22 protein-coding genes are annotated in these 24,235 nt (G+C 43.5%); 16 read left to right on the top strand and 6 right to left on the bottom strand.

The features are described 5' to 3' along the window. Positions 1-95 precede the first annotated feature (95 nt). The 3 genes from OCV36_RS15880 (at position 96) to OCV36_RS15870 (ending at position 4,862) form a co-directional block, all read left to right on the top strand. Positions 96-3,206 (top strand): EAL domain-containing protein, encoded by a 3,111-nt coding sequence (locus OCV36_RS15880; protein WP_135455873.1) that lies wholly within the window; start codon positions 96-98, stop codon positions 3,204-3,206. Positions 3,207-3,347: 141 nt separating this feature from the next. Then, entirely contained in the window at positions 3,348-4,127 is a 780-nt protein-coding gene (locus tag OCV36_RS15875; protein ID WP_102553914.1) for a class I SAM-dependent methyltransferase, read from the top strand. Between the two features lie 141 nt (positions 4,128-4,268). Beyond that, positions 4,269-4,862, top strand: coding sequence for a hypothetical protein (locus OCV36_RS15870; protein WP_135455835.1), 594 nt, complete (start codon positions 4,269-4,271; stop codon positions 4,860-4,862). Between the two features lie 165 nt (positions 4,863-5,027). Here OCV36_RS15870 and OCV36_RS15865 read toward each other — a convergent pair whose 3' ends face one another. Continuing rightward, complete coding sequence (locus OCV36_RS15865; RefSeq protein WP_135455832.1) at positions 5,028-5,906, bottom strand: carboxylate/amino acid/amine transporter; 879 nt, start codon at positions 5,904-5,906, stop codon at positions 5,028-5,030. 52 nt (positions 5,907-5,958) lie between these two features. Then, positions 5,959-6,393, bottom strand: coding sequence for a universal stress protein UspA (gene uspA / locus OCV36_RS15860; RefSeq protein WP_029225116.1), 435 nt, complete (start codon positions 6,391-6,393; stop codon positions 5,959-5,961). A gap of 189 nt (positions 6,394-6,582) precedes the next feature. On the opposite strand from uspA, the gene ftnA reads away from it, so the two are divergent. From ftnA to OCV36_RS15840, 4 genes are all read left to right on the top strand, one after another. Further along, positions 6,583-7,110 (top strand): non-heme ferritin, encoded by a 528-nt coding sequence (gene ftnA / locus OCV36_RS15855; RefSeq protein ID WP_017075506.1) that lies wholly within the window; start codon positions 6,583-6,585, stop codon positions 7,108-7,110. A gap of 68 nt (positions 7,111-7,178) precedes the next feature. Further along, positions 7,179-7,502, top strand: a complete 324-nt coding sequence (uspB, locus tag OCV36_RS15850) for a universal stress protein UspB (protein ID WP_017075505.1) — start codon at positions 7,179-7,181, stop codon at positions 7,500-7,502. A 237-nt stretch (positions 7,503-7,739) separates the two neighbouring features. Beyond that, positions 7,740-8,933, top strand: a complete 1,194-nt coding sequence (locus OCV36_RS15845; RefSeq protein ID WP_017075504.1) for a BaiN/RdsA family NAD(P)/FAD-dependent oxidoreductase — start codon at positions 7,740-7,742, stop codon at positions 8,931-8,933. Positions 8,934-9,609: 676 nt separating this feature from the next. Further along, positions 9,610-10,500 carry a LysR family transcriptional regulator gene (locus OCV36_RS15840; protein ID WP_135455830.1) on the top strand — a complete coding sequence of 297 codons (891 nt, stop codon included), beginning with the start codon at positions 9,610-9,612 and terminating at the stop codon, positions 10,498-10,500. A 10-nt stretch (positions 10,501-10,510) separates the two neighbouring features. Here the strand turns inward: OCV36_RS15840 and OCV36_RS15835 are convergent, their stop codons facing one another. The 3 genes from OCV36_RS15835 to OCV36_RS15825 form a co-directional block, all read right to left on the bottom strand. Then, a complete protein-coding gene (locus tag OCV36_RS15835) occupies positions 10,511-12,043 on the bottom strand; it encodes an AbgT family transporter (protein ID WP_135455828.1) in 1,533 nt (510 codons plus the stop codon). 57 nt (positions 12,044-12,100) lie between these two features. After that, the gene (locus OCV36_RS15830; RefSeq protein WP_210114715.1) at positions 12,101-13,273 is read right to left on the bottom strand and encodes an amidohydrolase; all 1,173 of its coding nucleotides are present in this window, start codon (positions 13,271-13,273) and stop codon (positions 12,101-12,103) included. Between the two features lie 346 nt (positions 13,274-13,619). Beyond that, positions 13,620-14,528 carry a DMT family transporter gene (locus OCV36_RS15825; protein WP_135455827.1) on the bottom strand — a complete coding sequence of 303 codons (909 nt, stop codon included), beginning with the start codon at positions 14,526-14,528 and terminating at the stop codon, positions 13,620-13,622. Between the two features lie 138 nt (positions 14,529-14,666). Between OCV36_RS15825 and rmuC the strand changes: the two genes are divergently transcribed. The 7 genes from rmuC to tatC all read left to right on the top strand — a co-directional run bounded on the left by rmuC (position 14,667) and on the right by tatC (position 20,956). Then, positions 14,667-16,199, top strand: a complete 1,533-nt coding sequence (gene rmuC, locus OCV36_RS15820) for a DNA recombination protein RmuC (protein ID WP_135455825.1) — start codon at positions 14,667-14,669, stop codon at positions 16,197-16,199. A gap of 65 nt (positions 16,200-16,264) precedes the next feature. Continuing rightward, a complete protein-coding gene (gene ubiE / locus OCV36_RS15815) occupies positions 16,265-17,044 on the top strand; it encodes a bifunctional demethylmenaquinone methyltransferase/2-methoxy-6-polyprenyl-1,4-benzoquinol methylase UbiE (RefSeq protein ID WP_026012235.1) in 780 nt (259 codons plus the stop codon). A 98-nt stretch (positions 17,045-17,142) separates the two neighbouring features. Further along, positions 17,143-17,748, top strand: a complete 606-nt coding sequence (locus OCV36_RS15810) for a ubiquinone biosynthesis accessory factor UbiJ (protein WP_017075501.1) — start codon at positions 17,143-17,145, stop codon at positions 17,746-17,748. Beyond that, on the top strand, positions 17,745-19,379 hold the full coding sequence (gene ubiB, locus OCV36_RS15805; protein WP_102553920.1) for a ubiquinone biosynthesis regulatory protein kinase UbiB: 1,635 nt from the start codon (positions 17,745-17,747) through the stop codon (positions 19,377-19,379). The genes OCV36_RS15810 and ubiB overlap by 4 nt, the downstream gene beginning before the upstream one ends. Before the next feature lie 55 nt (positions 19,380-19,434). Continuing rightward, positions 19,435-19,689, top strand: a complete 255-nt coding sequence (tatA, locus tag OCV36_RS15800; RefSeq protein ID WP_004735565.1) for a Sec-independent protein translocase subunit TatA — start codon at positions 19,435-19,437, stop codon at positions 19,687-19,689. Positions 19,690-19,692: 3 nt separating this feature from the next. Next, entirely contained in the window at positions 19,693-20,100 is a 408-nt protein-coding gene (tatB, locus tag OCV36_RS15795; RefSeq protein ID WP_017075499.1) for a Sec-independent protein translocase protein TatB, read from the top strand. A 100-nt stretch (positions 20,101-20,200) separates the two neighbouring features. Next, the gene (gene tatC, locus OCV36_RS15790; protein WP_017075498.1) at positions 20,201-20,956 is read left to right on the top strand and encodes a twin-arginine translocase subunit TatC; all 756 of its coding nucleotides are present in this window, start codon (positions 20,201-20,203) and stop codon (positions 20,954-20,956) included. 319 nt (positions 20,957-21,275) lie between these two features. On the opposite strand, the gene OCV36_RS15785 is transcribed toward tatC, so the two are convergent. Further along, positions 21,276-22,037, bottom strand: coding sequence for a TatD family hydrolase (locus tag OCV36_RS15785; RefSeq protein ID WP_135455823.1), 762 nt, complete (start codon positions 22,035-22,037; stop codon positions 21,276-21,278). 207 nt (positions 22,038-22,244) lie between these two features. Here OCV36_RS15785 and hemB point away from each other — a divergent pair, with 207 nt between their 5' ends. Continuing rightward, complete coding sequence (gene hemB / locus OCV36_RS15780) at positions 22,245-23,288, top strand: porphobilinogen synthase (RefSeq protein ID WP_017075496.1); 1,044 nt, start codon at positions 22,245-22,247, stop codon at positions 23,286-23,288. Between the two features lie 79 nt (positions 23,289-23,367). Beyond that, entirely contained in the window at positions 23,368-23,802 is a 435-nt protein-coding gene (locus OCV36_RS15775; RefSeq protein WP_135455822.1) for a GNAT family N-acetyltransferase, read from the top strand. The last annotated feature ends 433 nt before the right edge of the window (positions 23,803-24,235 follow it).

Here is a 24,235-nt window from a genome sequence, read left to right as displayed (position 1 = left end):
TAGCTAGAGTACACATCATAGCCAAGGGTGATAATATTAGCAGCAACTATAGTGTTAGGGTGAATTCAGTGCGATTTTCGTTGTTATTAATTTTGATGTGTTGGAGTTTTTTCGCTTCAGCACAAACAAAAGATGTGTTGGTTATTCACTCTTACCATCAAGGATTTTTTTGGACAGACAGTTTCCAAAAAGGGTTGGCAGAAGAGCTGGATCGAACCCGCTTGTCTTATCGAGTCGTATATCTCGATAGTAAACGCACACAAAATGCTGAATATTTGGAGCGCGTGTATCAACTCTATAGAACTAAATTGATGCACGAAGACTTTGCAGCCGTTGTCGTGAGTGACAACAACGCTTTAAATCTAATGAAGCGATTGGCTCCGCAATTAAAGGGTACGCCAGTGATTTTTGGGGGAATTAACAACTTTTCACCAAACATGATTGAAGGATTGAATGCGACAGGCGTAACCGAAGACACCGATATGGCGAGCAACATCGAACTGATTAAGCGCCTTCAAACGTCGGTAAAAAGAATTCATGTGGTAACCGATCACTCGGTCACTGGCGAGGCTGTTCGTAACCAGATTGATATCTTTCTTGAAAACAACCCTGAGATGTCAGGTGTTGTGAAGCATTACACGCCAGACACTTACCAAGAATTGATAGCATTTACTCAAAAGGCAAAGCCGGGTAATGGCTTGTTGTTCTGGGTTTATTTTAGAGACATCAACGGTCGTGTGACTAGCAATGAAGATTGGCGTGAATTAAATAAAAAAAGCCAAATACCTATCTATATGGTTAACGATTTAGGCTTGGGGCATGGCGCTATTGGCGGTGTGATTCAAGGAGGAAAGATTCAAGGTCGAGAGGCTGGAAGCATACTTTTAGAAGTACTTGATAACCCATCAGCTCCATTGCGCGCCGTGGTTCCCGGCGCTGCTGAAATTAAACTCGACTATCAACAAATCTCTCGCTGGAACCTAGGCGCAGAGAATGAAGCATCGGTGACTTTCTTAAACAAACCCAAGCCATTTTGGGTTCGTTATCACGATGAAATTCGTACGATCGGCCTACTTTTCTTAAGCATGTTATGTGTGATCGTCACCTTGATGTACTACCTTAATCGCCTTCAAAAAAGTGAACGTACAAGCCGTCAGAGCCAACTACTTCTTGAGTCGATATTCGATCAAAGTCTGCAATTTATGGGAATTATCGATAAGGGCGGAGTGTTACTGTCGAGCAACAGCAAGTTGCATGAACTTTTGTATAACCAAGGCTATAAATTGGGAACACCTCTTCAACATCACCAACACTGGGAAGACTCGGCTAGGCAGGTGTTGAAGGAGTATTTCATCTCTCGAGAGGAACATCAGGTTTTACGATTTGAAGCGGAAGTGTGGTGTCGTGATCGCGGGGCAATGGTGTTGGATGTTTCATTAAAGCCAATGCCGGGCAGTGAAGGGGATGATAATCAATTCTTGTTTGAAGCGCGTGATGTCACCTCACGTAAACTCGCGGAAAACAAACTGTTCCAACGTGAAGCCAATCTAAAGCTGTATTACGACAAACAACCAGTAATGATGATAACGCTCGATGGCAATAACCGTATTCAACAAGTGAACCAGTTCGCTGAAGAACTACTGGGGTACCCACTTGATCAGCTATTGGGACATCGACCACGAGAGTTTTATGTCGATGAAAACGCGATGATCCCACGTCATATCTTACTGCAACCACAGCATAAAATTCGAGGCGTGTGGCGTCGTGATATCGAATATCGTCATGCCGATGGCAGCACCATCTGGATTCGTGAAAATATCCGTCCGCTGGTGGAATCGGATCAACTGTTGATTGTTGGTGAGGACATCACCGAAACCCACGAGCTTTCTGAAAAGTTAGAGTATCAAGCGCGTTACGATTTATTGACTGATACCTTCAACCGCAACCACTTTGAACAAGAGCTGCAAAAGGCGCTGAAAGAAGTTGAAAGCCACATGCGAACTCATGCGATGTTGTTCTTAGATTTAGACCAACTGAAGGTGTTGAACGATACTGCGGGGCATGAAGCGGGAGATGCTGCAATCATGTTTAGTGCCAAGCTGCTGGAAGAGGTATTGCCATACAATGCCGTGTTAGCGCGTATGGGGGGCGATGAGTTTGCAGTATTAATGAAAGATTGCACTGAGCGAGATGCGGTGAATGTGTGTCGCAGTATTATTTCGACGATGAGCGAGAACCCATTCTTGTGGGGTGATATTCGCCTTAATCTTACCAGCTCTATTGGTATCCGATTGATTGACCATACTGCGGCCTCACCACAGATGGTACACGCTCAGGCCGATGCTGCTTGTCATGCTGCTAAAGAGGAAGGGCGTAATCGCTATAACCTTTATCATCTAGATGACGAAGATCTCCGTCGCCGTCATTTGGAAATGGAGTGCGTTAGCCTTGTACATGAAGCCTTGGCTAATGATCGCTTAGAACTGTTTGCACAACGTATCCTTGGTTTAGATAAAGACAGCGAGAAAATGCACTTCGAAATCTTGGTGCGGATCAAAAACATCAAGGGTGAATATATTTCTCCGGGGATCTTCATGCCAGCCTCGGAGCGCTACAACATAGCACACCTGATTGATCGCCAAGTCGTGAGCCAAACATTGAGTTGGCTGGAACAACGCCCATTAGTGATTGATGAACTTGGCATGTGTTCAATTAACCTCTCTGGTCATTCGATGGGTAATCGAGAATTTGTCGAATTCTTGATTGAGAGCTTGAGAGACTCGTCGATACCGTGCCATAAAATCTGTTTAGAGATCACCGAAACGGCCGCCATGAGCAACATGAAACAAGCGATCAAGTTCTTCACGCGACTTAAAGAGTTGGGCTGTATGATCGCCTTAGATGATTTCGGCTCAGGGTTATCGTCGTTTGGTTACTTAAAGAAACTGCCGGTCGACATCGTGAAGATCGATGGCTTGTTTGTGCGTGATATTGCGGTCAACGAGATGGATCATGTGATGGTTCGCTCTATCAATGATTTAGCTAAGCAGATGGGTAAACACACGGTGGCCGAATTTGTTGAAAATACGCAGATCATCGACAAGCTGATCGATCTTGGCGTGAACTATGCGCAAGGCTACATCATTGGCCGACCTAAGCCACTTGAGGAATTAGTCGAAGAGTTACAACAAGAGCGAATTCTATAAGCTCTTTGGTTGCCTATAATCTCTTTGGTTGAGCTCAGGCTTTATCGTGAATACTTTTCTCGGTTAATATGTATTGTTGAGGCGATCAGGTAAACTGATTGCCTCTTTTGTTTTGAATACTACTGTCTGTTGGAGACGACCTTGCAACTACAACTGATTTGCGAAGATGCTACCCAAATCGATCATTTAAATGACTTAGCGACCCGTTGGAATTTATCCCATGATGAAAACAGCGATTTTGCGTTGGTTCTGACCAGTGAGCGACTTGAGTTACGCAAAGTGGACGAACCGAAACTTGGCGCTATCTTTGTTGATTTAGTCGGTGGCGCAGTCGGTCACAGACGTAAGTTTGGTGGTGGTAAAGGTCAGGCGATCGCTAAAGCGGCAGGTTTAAACAAAGGCGCAACGCCAACCATTCTTGATGGTACGGCAGGCTTAGGGCGTGATGCGTTTGTGTTGGCTTCTTTAGGTTGTAAGGTGCAAATGGTCGAGCGTCATCCTGTTGTGGCAGCCTTACTTGATGATGGCTTACAACGTGCGCAGCAAGATCCAGATATTGGCGGTTGGGTAACTGAACGTATGAAGTTGATTCACGCTTCGAGTCATGACGCTTTAGATAAGCTAAGCGATGATCCTAATTTCGCACAGCCAGATGTGGTCTACCTCGACCCTATGTACCCGCACCCCGAGAACAAAAAGAAATCGGCTTTGGTTAAAAAAGAGATGCGAGTATTCCAATCTTTGGTTGGCGCAGACATGGATGCAGATGCGCTATTGCAACCCGCCCTTAAGCTCGCATCAAAACGAGTCGTGGTGAAAAGACCGGATTACGCAGCTTGGTTAGGTGAGCAAAAACCGAGCATGGCGATAGAAACCAAAAAGAACCGTTTTGATGTGTATGTGAAAGCATCAATGACTTAGTGAAAGCATCAATAACTTAGCAACACGTTAAGAAAGTTTCCCGTCATAAATACGATAAATTACTATTTAACACTTGCGATAGCCGCGTTACGGATGTATATCTAACTAAGAATCATTATTATTCTTAGCTGGAGTTGTAGCATGGCTAAACGCTTTTGTAAGTTAAACCGTCGAGATATTACCGAACACCTAGGAGAGATCCACAGCTTGGTTACCCAACCTAAGTTTGTGTGTCGTTCTTGTGCACGTTCATCGGCGGACGAAGCAAACCTATGCAAACCAACCGCAATTCCCCCTCTTGGTTGCCAGAATAAGCCTGACGAAGAAAAAGTCGCGTGTGGACTGTTGGCTGAAACATTGCCAGCGCCAGAGTTATCGCTTGCGGAAATCAACGAGACCCTTGAACCTACTGTGAAAATGTTCGATCCAGCCGTTGTTGAGATTGAAGATAAAGCATCTATTACGGATAAAGCATCACAGAAAAAAGCCAAGCTGAAAAAGCTGATGGCCAAGGCGAGTGGTGATGATAAATCGGAGCTTAAACAAGCGAAGAAAGCGGCGAAGAAACAAGAGAAGTACAACAAAAAGCTCGCGAAGATGATTAAGAAGCAGCAAAAGCTGTTTAAGAAAAGCCAAAAACTGGAAAGTGACCTTGAACGCATCAACCTACAACTTGATGACGTTGCCTTCACTGAAAGCAAGACTCAGGTAGTGAGCCACAATCACATCCACTGAAGTTAATTCGAAGAGCTTATTGCTAAACAGATGATTTAAAAAGAGCGACCTACAGTCGCTCTTTTGCTTTTTTGGTCTTAGTTTAAATAAACATCTTGCGAGTCAAACAAATCTTGTTAGCTAAATACAGCTTGTTAGTTAACTAAAGATTGTTAGCTTAACGCGCTAGGCATTACTAGCATCTCTCGCAACACGCTTCTTTACCCAAGTCTCATTCACAAGCAGAGACAGTAAGACAACGCCTCCACCAATGGCAAGGCGAACCAAATCGACATCTCTGTTCCAAATCAGGATATTCACCACAAGGCCAGCTGGAACCAATGCATTGTTCATCACGGCCAGTGCACCAGTATTAACCATGCATGCGCCTTTATTCCACATAAAGTAACCCAGCCCCGAGGCAATTAAGCCAAGGTAGATCAGGATTCCCCATTGAAGTGTGGTTGTTGGCAGTTTCTCAGGGTTGCCCAGTAGCAGGAAAGCAACCGAAGCCACACATAACGCGCCTAAGTAGAAATAGCCAAATACAGTGCGCTGAGGTAGTTCAGCGGACTCCTTCTCCATTACCACCTTATAACCCACCTGACCGATAGCAAAGCACAGGTTCGCGCCTTGAACGACAAGGAAGCCGACTAAAAAGTTGTCGTTGATACCGGCAAACTTAATGAACACCGCGCCTAATACTGCAATAGCGGCTGTCACTAGATACCAAGGTGAGAATTGCCCTTTGAGAAAGTCATAAATAAGAGTGACATAAATTGGGGTAAATACAGTAAACAGAAGGACTTCAGGTACGGAGAGTAGCAAAAAAGATTGATAGTAGAAGCAGTACATCAGCCCAAGCTGAATACCACCAATGGCCATCAATTTTCCGATCAGCTTACGCGAGACACCGCGAAACTTAAGGAAGGGAAGAAACACGATACCAGCAAGGGCAACACGCATCAGAACAGAGAACCAAGAATCAACCTGACCAGCAAGGTAAACGCCGATCAGGCTAAAGGAGAACGCCCATAGGAGGGTAACACCAGCTAAATAGCTCATAGTAAAACTTCGTTAATAAGATATGAGCTGTATGTTACCTAACCTTAAATCATTAGTCTTCTGAATCTCTTAGAGGCACGACCAGCATATCAACGGGTGAAGAGTTGATCAGTTGTCGTGTTGAAGAAAGCAGCTTGCTCCAAAAATCTTGATGGTGACCACAAACCACCAAATCGACATTGAACTCATTGATGGTGTCACATAGCTCATGGCTCAAGTCGCCACTGCCCACCAAAGTGTGAGTTATTGGGTATTGAGCGTAGTCAGCAAAATTTTGCAGCTGAATACGAGAGGCTTCCATCGCATTGTGTTGGGTTTCGGCCATGTTGATATCAATCAGGCCGGTATAAAGCTCTGCGTAGTTAATATCGATATGGATAAAAGAGACTTTGGCTTCCAATGGCTTAGCCAATGCTACCGCTTTATCCACAAGTAATTTGCTGTCATCTGATAAATCGACTGCGACCAAAATATGTTTGTAACTCATATTGCTACCTCTTTTATTCATTGTCTGATTAAAGATTAGCACTATGTGATGCCTTTTTTTGCTGAAGTGATCTCATATCCACCGTCTTGCGTAGTGATAGTCCGAAATATCGGTTAACTAATGGTCAGCGAGATATTCATTAAATAGTGATATAGTAAAGAAAATTGAGGGTGTAATTAGGAGTCTTAAATGCTGTCAAAAACTATGGTTGAGCAACTGAATGATCAAATTAATCTAGAATTTTTCTCATCCAACCTATACTTACAAATGAGTGCTTGGTGTGAAGACAAAGGATTTGAAGGTGCAGCAGAGTTTCTGCGTGTTCATGCAGTAGAAGAAATGGAACATATGCAGCGTCTTTTCACTTACGTTAGTGAAACAGGTGCAATGCCAATTCTTGGTGCGATTGAAGCGCCAAAACATGAATTTGAAAGCCTTGGCGCAGTGTTTCGTGAAACCTATGAACATGAGCAAATGATCACTGAAAAGATCAACAAACTGGCTCACGTTGCTTTCACATCACAAGACTACTCAACCTTCAACTTCCTGCAATGGTACGTTGCAGAGCAACACGAAGAAGAGAAGTTGTTTAAAGGTGTATTGGATAAGCTAGAGCTCGTTGGTGAAGACGGTAAGGCACTGTTCTTTATTGATAAAGACCTAGCGCAATTGGCAAAAGATGGTTCATCTTCAATTATGGAAGCTCCTGCAGTTTAGGCTGTAAGAAAAAGACACTGATTATCTTTTTCTCTTGAGTATTCCCTTGAAGATGTAGGGAGGAAAGGATGATCAGCGGCGACACTATTCTATTTGCACTAATGGTTGTGACATGTTTGAACTGGGCGCGATATCTTACTGCGCTGAGAACACTTATTTATATCATGCGAGAAGCTCACCCTCTGCTTTATCAACAAGTGGATGGCGGTGGTTTTTTCACAACCCATGGCAATATGACCAAACAAGTTCGCTTGTTTAGTTACATAAAAAGTAAAGAGTATCACCATCATCATGATGCCGTGTTTACGACAAAATGTGATCGAGTGAGACAGTTGTTTATATTGTCTGTCTCTCTACTTGGTGTAACGCTACTGTCTTCATTCATCGTTTAAATTTTAAGGTGATTTGAGTGATTAATTCGAACTCGATTCGCTGAATCAGTCGCCCGCTTTATGTTGTGGATGCTGACAGAAATTTGCACGAATGAACATCAATTGCAAAGTTGAAAATTGCCGTTAGAATAGCGAGCAATTAGTAAGGATGTGCTGTTATGCACATCCTTTTTTATTGGTGGCGTTATGAGCACAAGGTGTGCTTCGTGATGCAAAAGTGAAGAAAGCAGAACCACAATGAGTGAAAAATTTGACGTAATCGTAATTGGCGCAGGTGCAGCTGGCTTGATGTGTGCAGCAGAAGCAGGCAAACGCGGCCGACGAGTACTCGTCGTAGATCATGCAAAAAAACCGGGAAGAAAAATCCTTATTGCTGGTGGCGGTCGCTGTAACTTTACTAATTATGATGTCAGTGCTAATCACTTCCTGTGTAATAACAGCCACTTTGTGAAATCGGCACTTTCTCAATACACCAATTGGGATTTTATCTCGATGGTAAGTAAGCACGGTATTGAATTTGAAGAACGCGATCACGGACAACTGTTCTGTGTGAATGATCATAACTCAAAAGATATCGTCACCATGCTGCTAGCAGAATGTAAGCAAGCAAAGGTTGAAGAACGTTACCGTTGTGATGTTCATTCGATTGAGAAAACAGACGCTGGTTTCAAGATGCACCTCAATACCGATGAAGTTGAGTGTGATTCATTGGTTATCGCAACCGGTGGCCTTTCAATGCCAAAACTGGGTGCGACCCCATTTGGCTATAAAGTAGCTGAGCAGTTTGGTTTGTCGGTTGTTCCAACAACCGCTGGTTTGGTGCCGTTTACTCTGCATAAAGAAGACAAAGAAGCCTTTGCTGAGCTTTCCGGAATCGCGATTCCTGCCGAGATCACTGCGCAAGACGGCACTTTATTCAAAGAAGCGCTATTGTTTACTCACCGCGGCCTGTCTGGCCCTTCGGTACTGCAAATCTCTTCATTCTGGAAAGCAGGTCAATCTGTTTCTATCAATTTAGTTCCTGAAGTGGACGTTGCTGAGCTACTTGAAAACTCTCGCGAGAAACACCCAAATCAGAGCTTGAAAAATACCTTAGCGAAAGCATTACCAAAGCGTTTCGTTGAGGTGTTGATAGACCGTAAAGAGCTCGAAGACAAACCGCTCAAGCAGTTCAACGAAAAGCAGTTGAATGACATTGTAGAGCATCTAGAGAACTGGAAAATCGCACCCAACGGCACCGAAGGCTACCGAACGGCTGAAGTGACTTTAGGCGGTGTAGACACTAATCACCTATCCTCAAAAACGATGGAGTGTAAGACGGTCTCTGGCCTTTACTTCATCGGTGAAGTAATGGATGTAACCGGTTGGTTAGGCGGCTATAACTTCCAATGGTGCTGGAGCTCAGGCTTTGCAGCAGGCCAGTGGGTTTAAGAGCTGTGTGGAGATAAGAAAATTTGTCTCTTAGCTGTGATTGTCACTATCCATACTTCGAAAGTAATTATTTTTCATTCTGACATTTAGTTTCTTTTGTGACTAAATTTTAAGTCTCAAGCAAAAATGCAATTTGTAACCGTCTTTATCAGGCTTTGAGTTGTCAGAGCCTAGTTTGGGAAAGATATGTTATCCAAGGTTAATTTAACTGTGGAATCTAAATTCGCAATAGCTTCAAATCTAACTCTTAATTATTAATGTGTCTCACTCCTCCTGAGGCACTGATCGCATGGTTCAATCATCAGTATCAGTATCAGTATCAGTAAAGTCCAAATCCTTAATCACTTATTACTCTAGGTTGGAACAGAGCGGTTTTGACGATTCCGGTTTGAGACGATTCTTCTAAAACAATGTCTACAGGGTGTATTGATAACCTGACCTTATGACATCCCTCATTTCAGTCAGACTGCGTAATAGCAAAATATCCTAGTTGCATCGAAGTGTTGATACGGTGTTTTGTTTTGCAATTTTTATGAGAGGCCACACACATTGTCGCATCCCATGACGTTGAACTGACTCTATCGCTTTGTATGAATTTTATATTGTGAGCCTTCTGATTGATATTTCGTAATCGATAACGTTGTACAAAGAAAATACTTAAGGTGGTGCCAGTCTTATGGATGTGAGTTATCGACAACTTAAAGCGTTTATTACTCTTGCTGAGGCTAAAAGCTTTACTGTTGCGGCTGAACAAATACACATTACGCAATCTGCATTGAGCCAAATGATGCAAAAGCTTGCGGTACAAACTGCCTCAGAACTTATTGAGAAAAGAGGCCGAAAAATATTACTAACTGAAACTGGTCGTACGTTCTATCAAGAAGCTTTGTTCATTGTTAACCGTTTAGATAAGTGGGAGTTGGATAGTAAAGCTCGTCAACAAGGCTACCATCGAACGCTAGTTATTTCGTCTTTGTACTCGATGTGTTCTTCTCTGGTCCCGAAGACCATCAGTGAGCTGAAAAAAAATCATCCATCTTTTTCATTTCGGTTGATAGAGGAGCGGGTTAATGACATTCATAACTCAGTACTAGAAGGACGTGCTGATATAGGTATTGGTACTCCCCCTAATAACTCAGAACTGAATTTTGAATTACTATTCCGTGATCACTTGTGCTTTACCTGTAATACGGCCCATCATTTGAGTGCGGAGAGTGAAGTTAACTGGAAGCAGGCTCATCAGTACGCATCTATTGGTATCAGTCCAGGGAACAGTTTAAGGACACTTGCTGATCAAGCATTTATGCGAGCAGGTCTTACCTATGATCCTGAAATTAGTGCGTCACACACTTCAACATTGCTTGGTATGATCGATAGTGGTTTAGGTTCTGCCATTTTATCTTCAACCATCGCCTCATTACATGCTCATGAGAACTTAAGATTTATCCCAATAGTAAAACCAATTCAATATCGCTCAATTGGGTTAATTACGAGAAAAGAAACTCACCGACAGATCATCGATGAGTTTAATTTAATGCTCAGAAAGCAAGTTAGTCTCAAACTGTAGTTTACGAAATCTACATAGGTCCAACAGGTAGGCCTAACATGGTGTAGGTCAAGAATACAGCTCCCCAGATTGTAAATAGAAAGAATGCATACGGGACCATCATTGCTAGGAATGTACCGAATTTTACGTTGGGGTTATATTTGGCTATCAGTGCTAATACCATCGGCACGTAAGGATTTGTCGGAGATATAATATTGGTTGTTGAGTCTGCGATTCTGTAAGCCATCTGAGTATATTCAGGTGATATATCCAGCAGCATGAATAGTGGAATAAATACAGGAGCCATGATTGCCCATTGAGCCGAACCACTGAAAACAATCAGGTTCATGAACCCTGCAAGCACCATAAACATGGCTAACATTAATAGTTTTGGTACTTCAACTTGAGCAAGCATTTCAGCGCCATTTACAGCGAAAAATATAGCTAAGTTAGACCAATTAAACCAAGCAATAAATTGGGCAATAACAAAAACTAAGACGATGTAACCACCAATACCATGCAATGACTTCGCCATCAGATCGGGCACATCACTCGCTTTCTTTATCTCTCCTGCTTTTACACCGTAAACCACGGCATTCATAATGAAAAACGCCATAATTATTGGGATTATTCCAGTAAGGAAGGGGGACGGAACTAAGCCGCCATCGGCGTTTTTCAATGGTGAGTCACTTGGAAGAAGCAATGCTATCATTCCAAGAATAAAAATAATTGATGCGTACCCAGACCATTTTAAAGCTTTTTTCTGAATGTCGGTGACAAAATACGTTTCTGTATTTTTAGCGCTAAGTGGAGATTCTTCGGCAGAACGTTTCGTTTGTTTATCAAATCGCGGTTCTATGTATTTGTCGGTAATGAGTGTTCCAAGTATGACCAAGAGAGGTACTGAAAGGATCATGAAGTACCAGTTAGCAGCGGGGCTAACCTCTACTGGTTCAACAATGCGGGCAGCTTCTGTTGAAATACCTGAGAGTAAAACATCTGTTCCTGCGATAAATACGTTGGCAGTAAAGCCTGCGGCCACAGCTACAAAACCTGCAGCAATTCCTACTACAGGGTTTCGATTAGTTGCAGAGAAAATGATGCCAGCTAAAGGAGGCACTAAGATAAACGCCGCATCAGATGCTAAGTTACCGATGATCCCGGTTAGAAATATTGAGGCAGTTACGAAGTTTTTGGGTGCGTTTAAAAGCGATTGCTTAATAGCTGAATCGGCTAACCCTACTTCTTGAACAAGCCCTACTGCGAGCATCATACAAAGTACCAAACCCAGAGGTTTAAACGCGATAAAATTTGATACAGCTGAATTCAGAATGTAAACAAACCCTTCACCACTGAGTAGGTTCTTTACTTTGATTTCATCTCCGCTCAAAGGGTGAGTTATATTCCCTCCAAAAGTAGACACTATCCAAGACAAGAATATGACCGCTAAGCATAAAGTAATAAACATATAGAATGGATGAGGAATTCGGTCCCCAAACTTCTCAATACGATCAATTATGCTGACGTTCTGAGGGAGTTGTTTTTGCTCTAGTAAACCTGACATGTCACACTCCTGTGATTATTTAGGGTCATCGTGACCCCTGTGCTAATTTTTTATGAGCTAGTTTTGTTGAAGTAGCGAGATGAAGTATGCGGCTCCGGTCGGCAACACTCGATCATTGAAATCGTAGTTCTTGTGGTGCAATCCTATCGTTTCTCCATTGATGGTTAATCCGTTGCCGATGAATCCATAGCATCCCGGTACTTGTTCTAGAAAAAAAGAAAAGTCTTCACTGGCTAATAGAGCCTCACATGTTGCGTTAACCTGATCATTACCAACGACTGAAGAGGCGGCTTTCACTGCTGTCTCGACTTCGGGGAAGCTGTTGACGGTAGGTGGGTGAGATATTGGACCTAAGGAGAATTGTGCAGTCATGTCGAAAGCCATGGCAGTGTGAGACACCAGAGTATTAAGTTGAGTAACCAAGCGGTCTCGCACACTTTGGGAGAGAGTTCTGAAGGTGCCACTCATTTGAGCGGTATCAGCGATGGCGTTAGTTGTCTCACCGCAATGTAGCTGTGTGACTGAAACAACAAGCGGTTCAAAGGGGCTATAAGTTCGACTGACTAAGCCTTGTATACCTTGATAGATATGGGTCGCAACTAATAATGGATCTTGGGTATTTTGTGGTAGGCCCGCATGCCCACTTTTGCCATTAATCTGAATAAAGAGCCGATCGGAACTTGCCATTATCGGTCCTTCTTTGAATGCAAAATGCCCTTCTGGTATGCCTGGCATGTTATGAAGAGCGTAACATGCATCTAATGGATAGCACTCAAGTAAGCCATCCTGAAGCATTTTTTGTGCGCCACCGACACCTTCTTCAGCGGGTTGAAAAATGAGTACGGCTTTACCATTAAATTGGCGATTTTTTGCGAGGTATTTTGCTGCGTATAGCAGCATCGTGGTATGTCCATCATGCCCACATGCGTGCATTTTTCCGGCCTGACAAGAACGGTGAGAAAAGTTGTTTTCTTCGTGGATCGGTAATGCGTCCAGATCGGCTCTTAAGCCTAAAGTTTTTCCGTCACCGAGCTCCCCTTGGATAACCGCAACAACGCCTGTTCCTCCAAAACGAGAGTCTATTTGTTCAACGCCATATTCCTTGAGCTTGGCTATTACCATACTTTGTGTGTTGTACTCTTCAAAACCAAGCTCTGGGTGTTGATGAATATTTCGTCTAATTTCTACCATTTCTGGTAGCCACTTTTCTAGCTCTTGTAATAGGGACACGACATTTCCTTAAGTAACATTTTCATAACATCTAATCATGAAGGTGTCGTATTACCTAGTTGGATGCGTAATAGTCTTATTAGTAAAACTTATAACAATCCATATCGAACGTTCTAATTTGGTGTTTTTTAATTACTGGAGAAGTAGGTTCTATTCGCTTAACATGACGAAAGCGACTTCAGTAAAATATTGAGGTAACTAACATGGATTTAGAAGTAGATGCTTCATAATTAGTACAAAAATGGCGAGTCATAGGACTCGCCATTTTTGTTTCTAAAGTTTGCTATCGCTACTCACTCTGGAGGGTGTGTAGTGCGAGAATTTTAGTTTCGCTGGCTATCAGCTATCAGCTTTCAGGGTTGAGGTTGTTTTTCTTCTTTCCCCATTTGATCTGTTGAATAACCAAACCCGCAATGATCAGCATTAAACCAAATAGTGTCGCAGGGTGGATTTCTTCGCCAATAATGGTCGAAAGTAGCATCAATGAGATAAATGGTGAGGCAAAAATTAGATTGCTGATACGCGCTGTATTGTTGGTCAGTTTTAGCGCTGAGAGCCACAGCACAAAGGTAATACCCATCTCGAATAGGCCTACGTAAGTCACGGCCATCCAACCTTTCGCTGTGATTTGGCCAAAGCTTTCGCCTTCGTAAAGGGTTAAACCAATCGCGAATGGTAGTGCCACTAAGAAACCAAGCAATACACCCACCACAGGGTCAGCTTTATTTTTGGTATTGAGAATCCAGTATCCCGCCCAAAGCAGCGTTGAAAGCAGGGCCAGTGCCACACCCAGTGGACTATCGAATTGCATTCCCAGTACATCACCTTTGGTGGCAATGACCACCACGCCCGCATAGCTGAAGGTACAAGCAACCCAATCTTGTTTGCGAATTTTTTGCCCCAGAAAAACCGCCGCCATTAAGGTTAGGGTGATTGCCCAACTGTAGTTAATGGCTTGAGCCTGAGAAGCGGGCAGTAAATCGTATGCTTTGAAGAGAATCAGGTAGTAAGCCAATGGGTTGACTAAACCAAGCAATAAGTAATACCAAGGGTTTGAAAGAAACGTAGTACTCAACTGAGAAAGCTTGCCTTGAAAGGCACAGATGGTAATCAATGCGACAGAAGACACAATGCTAGCGACGGTCAGCATTTGGATCGGTGAAAACTCAGCAAGGGTCAGCTTAAAAGCAGTAGCAACTGTTGACCACAGTAATACTGCGGAAAGGCCAAAGCCCAAGGCACGACGTTCGTTCATAGCAACTCATTCTAATGTGATGGGGCAGAATACGGAGCGCCTAGTCTATCTGTCGAATTTTAATACGGCAAACTGGACATTTATCCAGTATCAAAATACCATTTAATGAGTTATTTCCAATTAGGCTAAATCATTATCATGCAATGGATTATCGAACACCAAGCAACGCTTATTGCTGCAATTTCTGGCGCGCTCGTCAGCGGTGGCGTTGTGGGTTGGTGGGTTAAACAGAAGCTCTCTTTTCAGCAGCGATTGCTGGAGCAGCAACTTAAGTCCGATCGTTTGTTGCATGAGTCTCAACAGGCGCAGCTCAAGTCATCGCTCGCAGAGGCGCAACAAGAACTGGATGAGCTTGACGATGATCGAGACAAAGCGGCATTCGAGCTCAAGCAGGCGCACGGCAAGGTGATGGCCGCAATGGAAAAGCTGCGCTATTTTGAAGCCGTGAAACAAGAGCGCCAGCAGTACGCCGATGATATCAATGTTCTTAAGGAGCATAAGTCTGAGTTAGAGGCTGAACTTCGAGAACAAGAAGCAAGACATGATCAAGAAAACCTCGCCAACAATGAAAAGCTGCAATTGTTAGAACAAGCGGAATTTCGATTGAAGCAACAGTTTGAACTGTTAGCAAATCAACTGTTTGAGAGTAAAACTGCCAAGGTTGACCAGCAGAACAAACAGAGCTTGGAAGGTTTGTTGTCTCCGCTGAAAGAGCAATTAGAGGGCTTCAAGAAGCAAGTAAATGACAGCTTTAGCCAAGAAGCCAAAGAGCGTCATACCTTGGTGCATGAGCTTAAAAACCTGCAGCGTCTTAATGAGAGCATGACTCGTGAAGCTGTGAATCTGACCCAAGCTCTAAAGGGTGATAACAAGCAGCAAGGTAATTGGGGTGAGGTGGTACTTGCGCGAGTGCTCGCTGAATCAGGGCTGCGAGAAGGCCATGAATACCAAACTCAAGTGAACCTGCAAAACGATGCAGGCAAGCGTTACCAACCGGATGTGATTGTGCATTTGCCACAAGACAAGCAAGTGGTGGTGGATTCAAAAATGGCCTTGGTGGCGTTTGAGCGTTACTTTAATGCTGAAACTGATCAACAACGTGATGTTGCATTACGTGATCATTTGGCTTCATTGCGAGCGCACATTAAAGGCTTGAGCCAGAAGGATTATCATCAGCTCAAAGGCATTCAGAGCCTTGATTATGTGTTGATGTTTATTCCGGTAGAACCTGCGTTTCAGGTGGCGATTCAAGCCGATCCTAGCTTAGTCAAAGATGCGATGGAGCAAAACATTATCTTGGTCAGCCCTACGACCCTGCTGGTGGCACTGCGCACCATTGATAACCTGTGGCGTAATGACCGACAGAACCAGAACGCGCAAGTTATCGCTGAACGCGCGAGCAAGCTTTACGACAAATTACGCCTGTTCGTTGATGATATGGAAGGTCTCGGAAGCTCATTAGATAGAGCCAACCAAAGCTACCAAGGAGCAATGAATAAGCTAGTTACTGGGCGTGGCAATGTGATTCGTCAAGCTGAAAGCTTCAAACACCTTGGTGTTGAAGTGAAAAAGTCGATCTCGATTGGGATAGCTGAAATGGCTCAAAATGAGGCTTTTTCAGAAAATGCCTCCTTAGTAGAAAGACAACCCGCTGAGGATAAAGTAAACTAATCGGCCGCAGCGCCTTTAAATACAGAGTGCGCTGTCGACGAGAACTTACCATGGTAGATAACAGCATTATGGACACAAGCGTGCAGACAAATTCAGCAGTAGAGTCAGAAACCACACACTTTGGTTTCGAAACAGTCGCAAAAGACGAAAAAGTCGCGAAAGTAGCAGAGGTATTTCACTCTGTAGCCGCTAAATACGACATCATGAATGATCTAATGTCGGGTGGTGTTCACCGCTTGTGGAAGCGATTCACGATTGATTGCAGTGGCGTTCGCCCTGGTCAACGTATCCTAGACCTTGGTGGTGGTACTGGCGACCTTACTGCGAAATTCTCGCGTATCGTTGGCGAAAAAGGCCACGTGGTTCTTGCAGATATTAACAACTCAATGCTGAATGTTGGCCGCGATAAGCTGCGTGATAGCGGTATTGTTGGCAATGTACATTACGTACAAGCGAATGCTGAAGAGTTGCCTTTCCCTGACAACTACTTCGATTGCATTACGATCAGCTTTTGTCTGCGTAACGTAACCGATAAAGACCAAGCACTGCGTTCAATGTATCGCGTACTTAAGCCGGGTGGTCGTCTGTTGGTTCTTGAGTTTTCTAAGCCAGTACTTGAACCACTATCAAAGGTTTACGACGCATACTCTTTCCACCTGTTACCAAAAATGGGTGAGCTGATTGCTAACGATGCAGACAGCTACCGTTACCTTGCAGAATCTATCCGCATGCACCCGAACCAAGAAACTTTGGAAGGCATGATGCAAGAAGCGGGTTTTGAAAATACAAAATACTTCAACCTAACGGGCGGCATTGTTGCGCTGCACCGAGGTTACAAGTTCTAATCGAACTTGGTAGCAGGCTCGTTGAGTGTGCTAGAAAATAAGAATAAAGATAGAACGGATAGGTTAAGGCTTATCCGTTTTCAAAGGTAAGGACAGTCATGCCATTTGATCCATTGGTAACCGCGGTTATTGAAACCTCTTTAAATACTTTAGTGAACGATGATCCAACGTTGGTTCGTCGTTTATCTCGTTTAAAAGGGCAGATCATTCAAGTTAATTTGAAAGAGTTGAATAAAACACTCACCTTCGTTTTCAGCCAGCAGATTGATGTGTTGTCGGAATATGAAGGGCAACCGGATTGTTACCTATCTTTGAACCTATCGGTGCTGCCTGAATTGCGTGAGCAATCGAACATCACTAAGTTGATCAAGCAAGATAAGTTGATTTTAGAAGGTGATATTCAGCTGGCGCAGAAGTTTGCTCAACTAATGACAGACTGCAAGCCTGATTTGGAAGAGTGGTTGTCACGTGTGACTGGCGATGTGGTTGCTCACACCTTGGTACAAGGCGTTAAAAACGTCGGTAGCCTTGTGGCGAAGCAAGCAACTAAGCATCAAAACCATGTTGCTCAGGTTTTGACTGAAGAGTGGAAGATTGCACCGGCTCCGCTAGAAGTGGTGCATTTTTGCGATCAGGTTGATGACATAAAAAGCTCAGTTGCCCGCCTTGAAGCTAAATTGAACGCTCTGTTGGAGAAAGCATGACCCCAACAGAACTGAAACGTCTTTATCATATTATCAAGGTACAGTTAGAGTACGGCCTTGATGAATTGATGCCTGAGCACCATTTGACTAAAGCCCCATTGTTGGCGAGAAAGTCTCTGTTTTGGCTCAAGAACAAGCATCAAGATAAAGAATTGGGTCAGCGCTTGCGTCTCGCTTTGCAAGAGTTAGGGCCTGTGTGGATCAAGTTTGGTCAAATGATGTCAACGCGTCGTGACCTATTTCCTCCTCATATCGCTGATCAATTGGCTTTATTGCAAGACCAAGTGGCGCCATTTGATGGTCAACTGGCCAAGCAAGACATGGAAAAGGCACTGGGTGGCAGTCTAGATAACTGGTTTACCGACTTTGATATCGAGCCATTGGCTTCTGCTTCTATTGCTCAGGTGCATACTGCAAAGCTAAAGGAGAGCGGCCGCGAGATTGTTCTGAAGGTAATTCGGCCTGATATTCGCCCGGTGATTGATGCAGATCTAAAACTGATGCACCGGATGGCGCGTATAGTCGCTAAGTCTCTTCCTGAAGCACGTCGTTTGAAACCTGTTGAAGTCGTTCATGAGTACGAAAAAACGCTAATCGATGAACTAGACCTGCGCCGTGAGGCGGCAAATGCCATTCAGCTACGACGTAATTTTGAAGGCAGCGAAGAGCTATACGTTCCAGAGGTTATTTCTGATTTAAGCAGTGAAAGCTTGATGGTGTCAGAGCGAATCTACGGTATTCAAGTATCGGATATCGCGACATTGGAAGCTAACGGAACCAACATGAAATTGCTGGCTGAACGTGGCGTGACGGTATTCTTTACCCAAGTATTCCGAGACAGCTTTTTCCATGCGGACATGCACCCAGGCAACGTATTCGTTAACCCTGAAAATCCAGAAAACCCTCAGTGGATTGGCTTAGATTGTGGCATTGTCGGCACGCTAAACAGTGAAGATAAGCGCTACCTAGCAGAGAATTTACTGGCTTTCTTTAATCGAGATTATCGTAAAGTTGCAGAGCTACATGTCGATTCAGGATGGGTGCCACACGACACCAACGTCAATGATTTCGAATTCGCGATTCGCATGGTGTGTGAGCCAATTTTTGCAAAACCACTTGGCGAGATCTCATTTGGCCATGTGTTGCTAAACTTATTTAATACAGCAAGACGTTTCAACATGGAGGTTCAACCTCAGTTGGTACTTCTGCAGAAGACCTTGTTGTATGTCGAAGGCCTAGGCCGTCAGCTGTATCCGCAACTTGATTTGTGGGCAACGGCGAAGCCTTTCCTTGAAACCTGGATGATGAATCAGGTGGGGCCGCAAGCTGTGATCAATGCAGTAAAAGAGCGTGCGCCATTCTGGGCAGAGAAACTGCCAGAGCTGCCAGAGTTACTTTATGACAGCCTTCGCCAGGGTAAAGCGATGAACCAGAGAATGGATCAGCTTTACCAAGGCTACCGAGATACTAAACGCCAACAAGCGACAGGAAAGTTTTTGTTTGGTGTTGGAGCCACTTTAGTCGTATGCTCCGCAATATTAGTTTCAAGCCCTTATGAGCAGCTATCCATGGGCTGTGGCATCGCAGGTGTCACATTTTGGTTGCTTAGTTGGCGAGCTTACCGTCGTTAGACAGTAGACTCTCTTAATATTTTTTTATGTGTAGACAGACCCGAGGACAATGACAATGGGTGGTATCAGTATTTGGCAACTTCTAATCATTGCTGTAATTGTAATTTTGCTATTCGGAACAAAGAAACTGCGCGGCATGGGTGGTGACTTAGGTTCAGCGGTTAAAGGCTTCAAAAAAGCGATGAGCGATGAAGACAAGCCTGCAGATAAGAAAGACGCAGACTTTGAACCAAAGAATATTGAACAGCAGAAGAAAGAAGCTAGCGCTGAAACAACTGCTGAAACAAAGAAAGACAAAGAGCAGGCGTAAATCGTGTTTGATATCGGTTTTTGGGAACTGGTATTAATATCTGTCGTTGGGTTAGTGGTTTTAGGACCTGAGCGTTTGCCCGTTGCGATTCGTAGTGTCTCCAAGTTTGTTGGACAAGCGAAAAGCATGGCAAATAGTGTGAAAGATGAACTTTCTCATGAGCTAAAGGTACAAGAACTTCAAGAAAACCTACGTAAGGCGGAAAAAATGGGTATGGAAGATTTATCTCCAGACCTAAAAGCATCAGTTGATGAACTTAAGCAGGCCGCTGCTCAAGTTCAACGTCCGTATGCCAAGCCTGAGTCTGATAAGCCAAGTGATACTGAACCTAGTGTCACGGAAACTGTTGAATCTGAAACCATTCAGGTCAATAGTGAAGCTTCAGCACCGTCAGATAAGAAAGCCGAATAGTCTCGCTAGGAGGAGTCGCCAGATACTTAAGTAGCTAAATGTTTAAGTACATAGGTATGCACGCGACTCCTTTTCGATCTTCCTGTTTAAGAGGTTTGACATGTCTTCGACTGAGCAGACACAGCCTTTAATTAGCCACCTTCTAGAACTCCGTAATCGCTTACTACGTGCGATTGTTGCGGTTCTGGTTGTGTTTGTTGGGCTAATTTATTTTGCTAATGATATTTATGAATTCGTATCAGCACCTTTGGTAGATCGTCTACCGGAAGGGGCTACGATGATCGCAACGGATGTTGCATCGCCATTTTTCACACCGTTGAAGTTAACTTTAATCGCGTCTATTTTTGTCGCGGTACCGTTTATTTTGTATCAGGTGTGGGCTTTTGTTGCGCCGGGTTTATATAAGCATGAGAAGCGCTTGATCATGCCATTGTTGGCATCAAGCTCACTGCTTTTTTACTGTGGTGTGGCGTTTGCCTACTTCATTGTATTCCCGTTAGTCTTTGGCTTTTTTACTGCCATATCATTGGGTGGAGTAGAATTCGCAACAGACATATCGAGTTACCTTGATTTTGTACTCGCGCTATTCTTTGCTTTTGGTATCGCTTTTGAAGTGCCTGTCGCGATTATCTTACTATGTTGGACTGGCGCGACGACACCGAAACAACTGTCTGAAAAACGTCCATACATCGTTGTTGTCGCTTTCATCATTGGTATGATGCTGACGCCACCCGATATGATCTCGCAAACACTGTTGGCTATTCCAATGTGTATTCTGTTTGAGATTGGTCTGTTCTTTGCGCGTTTCTATGTGCGAAAACCAGATGCTGATGAAGAGGAAGAAGCTGAATCTTAACTCGCGCAGTGCTGCAATAGCATGATCGTTAGAGTGCTTGTGCTTCAGAAAAAATCACATAATAAAAAAGCGGCCTAGGGCCGCTTTTTTATTATGTCTGTTTATCGAATCTTTAACTGATAGCCACAGTTTTGGCATATATAGAGCTCTTTGATACCCAAGATCTTATGCCATAGAGTTCGATGTTGACGTTGTAAGTGTTGTGAGTGATCACACATATCAACTACTCCCATATGCAGGTGGTTGATAGTATACATATCACTTTGTTTTAACAAATAAATTTACCCTAAACCATTAAATTTATTTATTGATAAAATTGTTACAGGCCAAATAGGGCTTTGGCATTTGCTGTGGTTATAGTATCGACTTCATCTATTGTAATATTGCGTAATTCAGCAATTCGCTTCGCAACTAACTCAGTGTAAGCAGGTTCATTGCGTTTTCCTCGATTCGGTGCGGGTGCCAAATACGGGCAATCTGTCTCTAGAATGACGTAATTCATATCAAGATGAGGGATTACTTTGTCCATTCCTGAGTTTTTGAACGTAGATACGCCACCTAAACCCAAGTGAAAACCTAGCGCATTGATTGCTTGAGCTTCCTCTAAGCTGCTGCCAAAGCAGTGGAATACGCCGCGTAAGCTTCCATCTTGTTCTTTGCGAAGTAGGGTGAGTGTTTCTTCGATGGAATCTCGCGTGTGGATCACCACTGGTAGATCAAGCTCTTTTGCCCACTGCAGCTGAGTCACAAACGCCATCTCTTGTTCTGCTTTAAAGGTTTTATCCCAGTACAGGTCGATACCTATCTCACCCACGGCGATAAAGTCATGCTTATCGAACCAAGCTCGAATGGTTTTCAGGGTCTGTTCGATATTTGCATCCACATAACAAGGGTGTAAGCCCATCATTGAACGACATACCTCCGGAAATTGAGCTTCCGTCGCGAGCATTGGCTCGATAGATTCTAAATCGATGTTAGGCAGTAGAATCGTATCAATACCTTGAGTAAGTGCGCGTTGCACGACTTGTTCGCGGTCTTCATCGAATTCGCTCGCGTAAATATGGGCGTGGGTGTCGATCATCGTTGTGTCCTGAAAGCAGTCTTTTCTGAGTTGTCATGAGTATACGGCAGTGTGAGGAGAAGGTCATTTTTTGCCATTTATCCCTGTTTTTGAGTGGGTTTTATATTTTACTGTTAGCGTCCTGAGCCATCAGTGATATGCTTTTGCCTGTATTTAGCACTTTCATATCTGAGCATTTTGGTGCTTAGACTAGGCAAGGAGAATCTAGTGTCTGTTTCAATTCAAGGTCAATTTCCAGGTCGTCGTATGCGCCGTATGCGTAAGCACGACTTTAGCCGTCGCCTAATGGCAGAAAATCAATTGTCTGTGGATGATCTCATCTACCCAATGTTTATTCTTATGGGTAAAGAGCGTCGTGAACCTGTAGAGTCAATGCCAGGTGTTGAACGTCTGTCTATCGATCTCATGCTTGAGGAAGCGGATTACCTGTCAAAATTGGGTGTTCCTGCGATTGCTCTGTTTCCGGTAGTGAACCAAGATGCTAAAAGTTTATGCGCGGCTGAAGCTCATAACTCTGAAGGTTTGGTACAACGAGCAGTACGCTTACTCAAGGAACACGTGCCAAATATGGGTGTGATTACTGACGTAGCACTGGACCCGTTCACTACACACGGCCAAGACGGAATCATCGATGAAGATGGTTACGTGATGAATGACGAGACGACTGAAGTCTTGATCAAGCAAGCATTATCACACGCTGAAGCGGGCGCTGATGTCGTTGCACCATCAGATATGATGGATGGTCGTATTGGTAAGATCCGTGAAGCATTAGAAGAAGCTGGCTATATTCATACTCAAATCATGGCGTACTCTGCGAAATACGCATCGTGTTACTACGGCCCATTCCGTGATGCTGTTGGCAGTGCTTCGAACCTAAAAGGTGGTAACAAGAAGAACTACCAGATGGATCCTGCGAACAGTGATGAAGCGATTCACGAAGTAGCAATGGATTTGAATGAAGGTGCAGACATGGTAATGGTGAAACCAGGCATGCCTTACCTTGATATTGTTCGTCGTGTTAAGCACGAGCTGCAAGCTCCAACGTTTGCTTACCAAGTATCTGGCGAGTACGCGATGCACAAAGCAGCGATCCAGAATGGCTGGCTGAAAGAGCGCGAAACCGTAATGGAATCATTATTGTGTTTTAAGCGTGCAGGTGCCGATGGCATTCTTACTTACTTTGCTAAAGATGTTGCTGAGTGGCTTGCAGAAGACAACGCACAAACAGCAGAACACTTAAAAGAAAAGTAATGATTTAGAGTTCAATTCGATGAATCAGTAAAAGGGTTGGCCATTGTGTCAGCCCTTTTGTTTATGAGGAAGAACAAGTATGTCTGTAATCGTGCGTGAAGGCTCATTAGAAGAGGCAGTTTCTGTTGTTGAACAGATTACCGAGTTTGCCAAAAAAGAGAGTGTAGCGTCTTTATCGGAGCGATTAGCAGGTAAAACAAGCCTGATCCTCGTTGCTGAAGAAGCGGGCGTGTTACTTGGTTTTAAGATTGGTTATGAATTGGATGAAAACACATTTTATAGTTGGTTTGGTGGTGTTTCATCATTGGCGAGAAACAAGGGTGTGGCGCAAGCGCAACTTGATGTTCAAGAACTGTGGGTGAAGCAACAGGGCTACCAACAACTGAAAGTGAAATCTCGCAATCAGTTTCCAGCGATGCTGCGTTTGTTATTGAGAAATGGTTACCTAATCGAAAAATTAGAAGAAAAAGAAGAAATTAATGACCATAGAATTCACTTTTTGAAGAAAATTTGAACACGGTAATTATCGAATTAGAAATTAAATGAGATTTATTATCATTTAAGTGTTGACTATTAAATGAGAATCATTATTATTAACTTCGTCTTAGGGAATGAGGAAATGTTCACAAGGATGTTAAGTACTCAAGTATCAACTTGGTTACCCAACAGAATTCTCGCGAACTTGTACTAAGTTCTTTTTGACACGACATTGCTCACATTGCTTCCAGTGTAATTTATAGCTTTTAGGTAAAGCTGTGGTATTCAATTTGAATGGCTTTACCGGTTTTTGCTAGGCGACATCTTCGGGTGTCGCTTTTTTTATATCTCAATTTCAACAAGATGCATATTTAGTGGCACGTTTTTTAGTGAATAAAACGCCATCAGTATTCTTTTCCACAATGCAAGATCTTAAAAAGATCGTTGATCATATGTTCGATCTGTAATTT

The organism is Vibrio echinoideorum, assembly GCF_024347455.1.
GTDB classification, from domain to species: domain Bacteria; phylum Pseudomonadota; class Gammaproteobacteria; order Enterobacterales; family Vibrionaceae; genus Vibrio; species Vibrio echinoideorum.
Note: the sequence above shows the minus strand (reverse complement) of the source record. Positions and strands in the feature narration are given on the sequence as shown.

Bases quoted from the DNA above. Each gene is read 5' to 3' on its own strand.
- OCV36_RS15880 (WP_135455873.1), top strand. From the start codon at position 96: ATGTGTTGGAGTTTTTTCGCTTCAGCACAAACAAAAGATGTGTTGGTT.
- OCV36_RS15870 (WP_135455835.1), top strand. From the start codon at position 4,269: ATGGCTAAACGCTTTTGTAAGTTAAACCGTCGAGATATTACCGAACAC.
- OCV36_RS15865 (WP_135455832.1), bottom strand. From the start codon at position 5,906: ATGAGCTATTTAGCTGGTGTTACCCTCCTATGGGCGTTCTCCTTTAGC.
- uspA (WP_029225116.1), bottom strand. From the start codon at position 6,393: ATGAGTTACAAACATATTTTGGTCGCAGTCGATTTATCAGATGACAGC.
- ftnA (WP_017075506.1), top strand. From the start codon at position 6,583: ATGCTGTCAAAAACTATGGTTGAGCAACTGAATGATCAAATTAATCTA.
- uspB (WP_017075505.1), top strand. From the start codon at position 7,179: ATGATCAGCGGCGACACTATTCTATTTGCACTAATGGTTGTGACATGT.
- OCV36_RS15845 (WP_017075504.1), top strand. From the start codon at position 7,740: ATGAGTGAAAAATTTGACGTAATCGTAATTGGCGCAGGTGCAGCTGGC.
- OCV36_RS15840 (WP_135455830.1), top strand. From the start codon at position 9,610: ATGGATGTGAGTTATCGACAACTTAAAGCGTTTATTACTCTTGCTGAG.
- OCV36_RS15835 (WP_135455828.1), bottom strand. From the start codon at position 12,043: ATGTCAGGTTTACTAGAGCAAAAACAACTCCCTCAGAACGTCAGCATA.
- OCV36_RS15825 (WP_135455827.1), bottom strand. From the start codon at position 14,528: ATGAACGAACGTCGTGCCTTGGGCTTTGGCCTTTCCGCAGTATTACTG.
- rmuC (WP_135455825.1), top strand. From the start codon at position 14,667: ATGCAATGGATTATCGAACACCAAGCAACGCTTATTGCTGCAATTTCT.
- OCV36_RS15810 (WP_017075501.1), top strand. From the start codon at position 17,143: ATGCCATTTGATCCATTGGTAACCGCGGTTATTGAAACCTCTTTAAAT.
- ubiB (WP_102553920.1), top strand. From the start codon at position 17,745: ATGACCCCAACAGAACTGAAACGTCTTTATCATATTATCAAGGTACAG.
- tatA (WP_004735565.1), top strand. From the start codon at position 19,435: ATGGGTGGTATCAGTATTTGGCAACTTCTAATCATTGCTGTAATTGTA.
- tatC (WP_017075498.1), top strand. From the start codon at position 20,201: ATGTCTTCGACTGAGCAGACACAGCCTTTAATTAGCCACCTTCTAGAA.
- OCV36_RS15785 (WP_135455823.1), bottom strand. From the start codon at position 22,037: ATGATCGACACCCACGCCCATATTTACGCGAGCGAATTCGATGAAGAC.
- OCV36_RS15775 (WP_135455822.1), top strand. From the start codon at position 23,368: ATGTCTGTAATCGTGCGTGAAGGCTCATTAGAAGAGGCAGTTTCTGTT.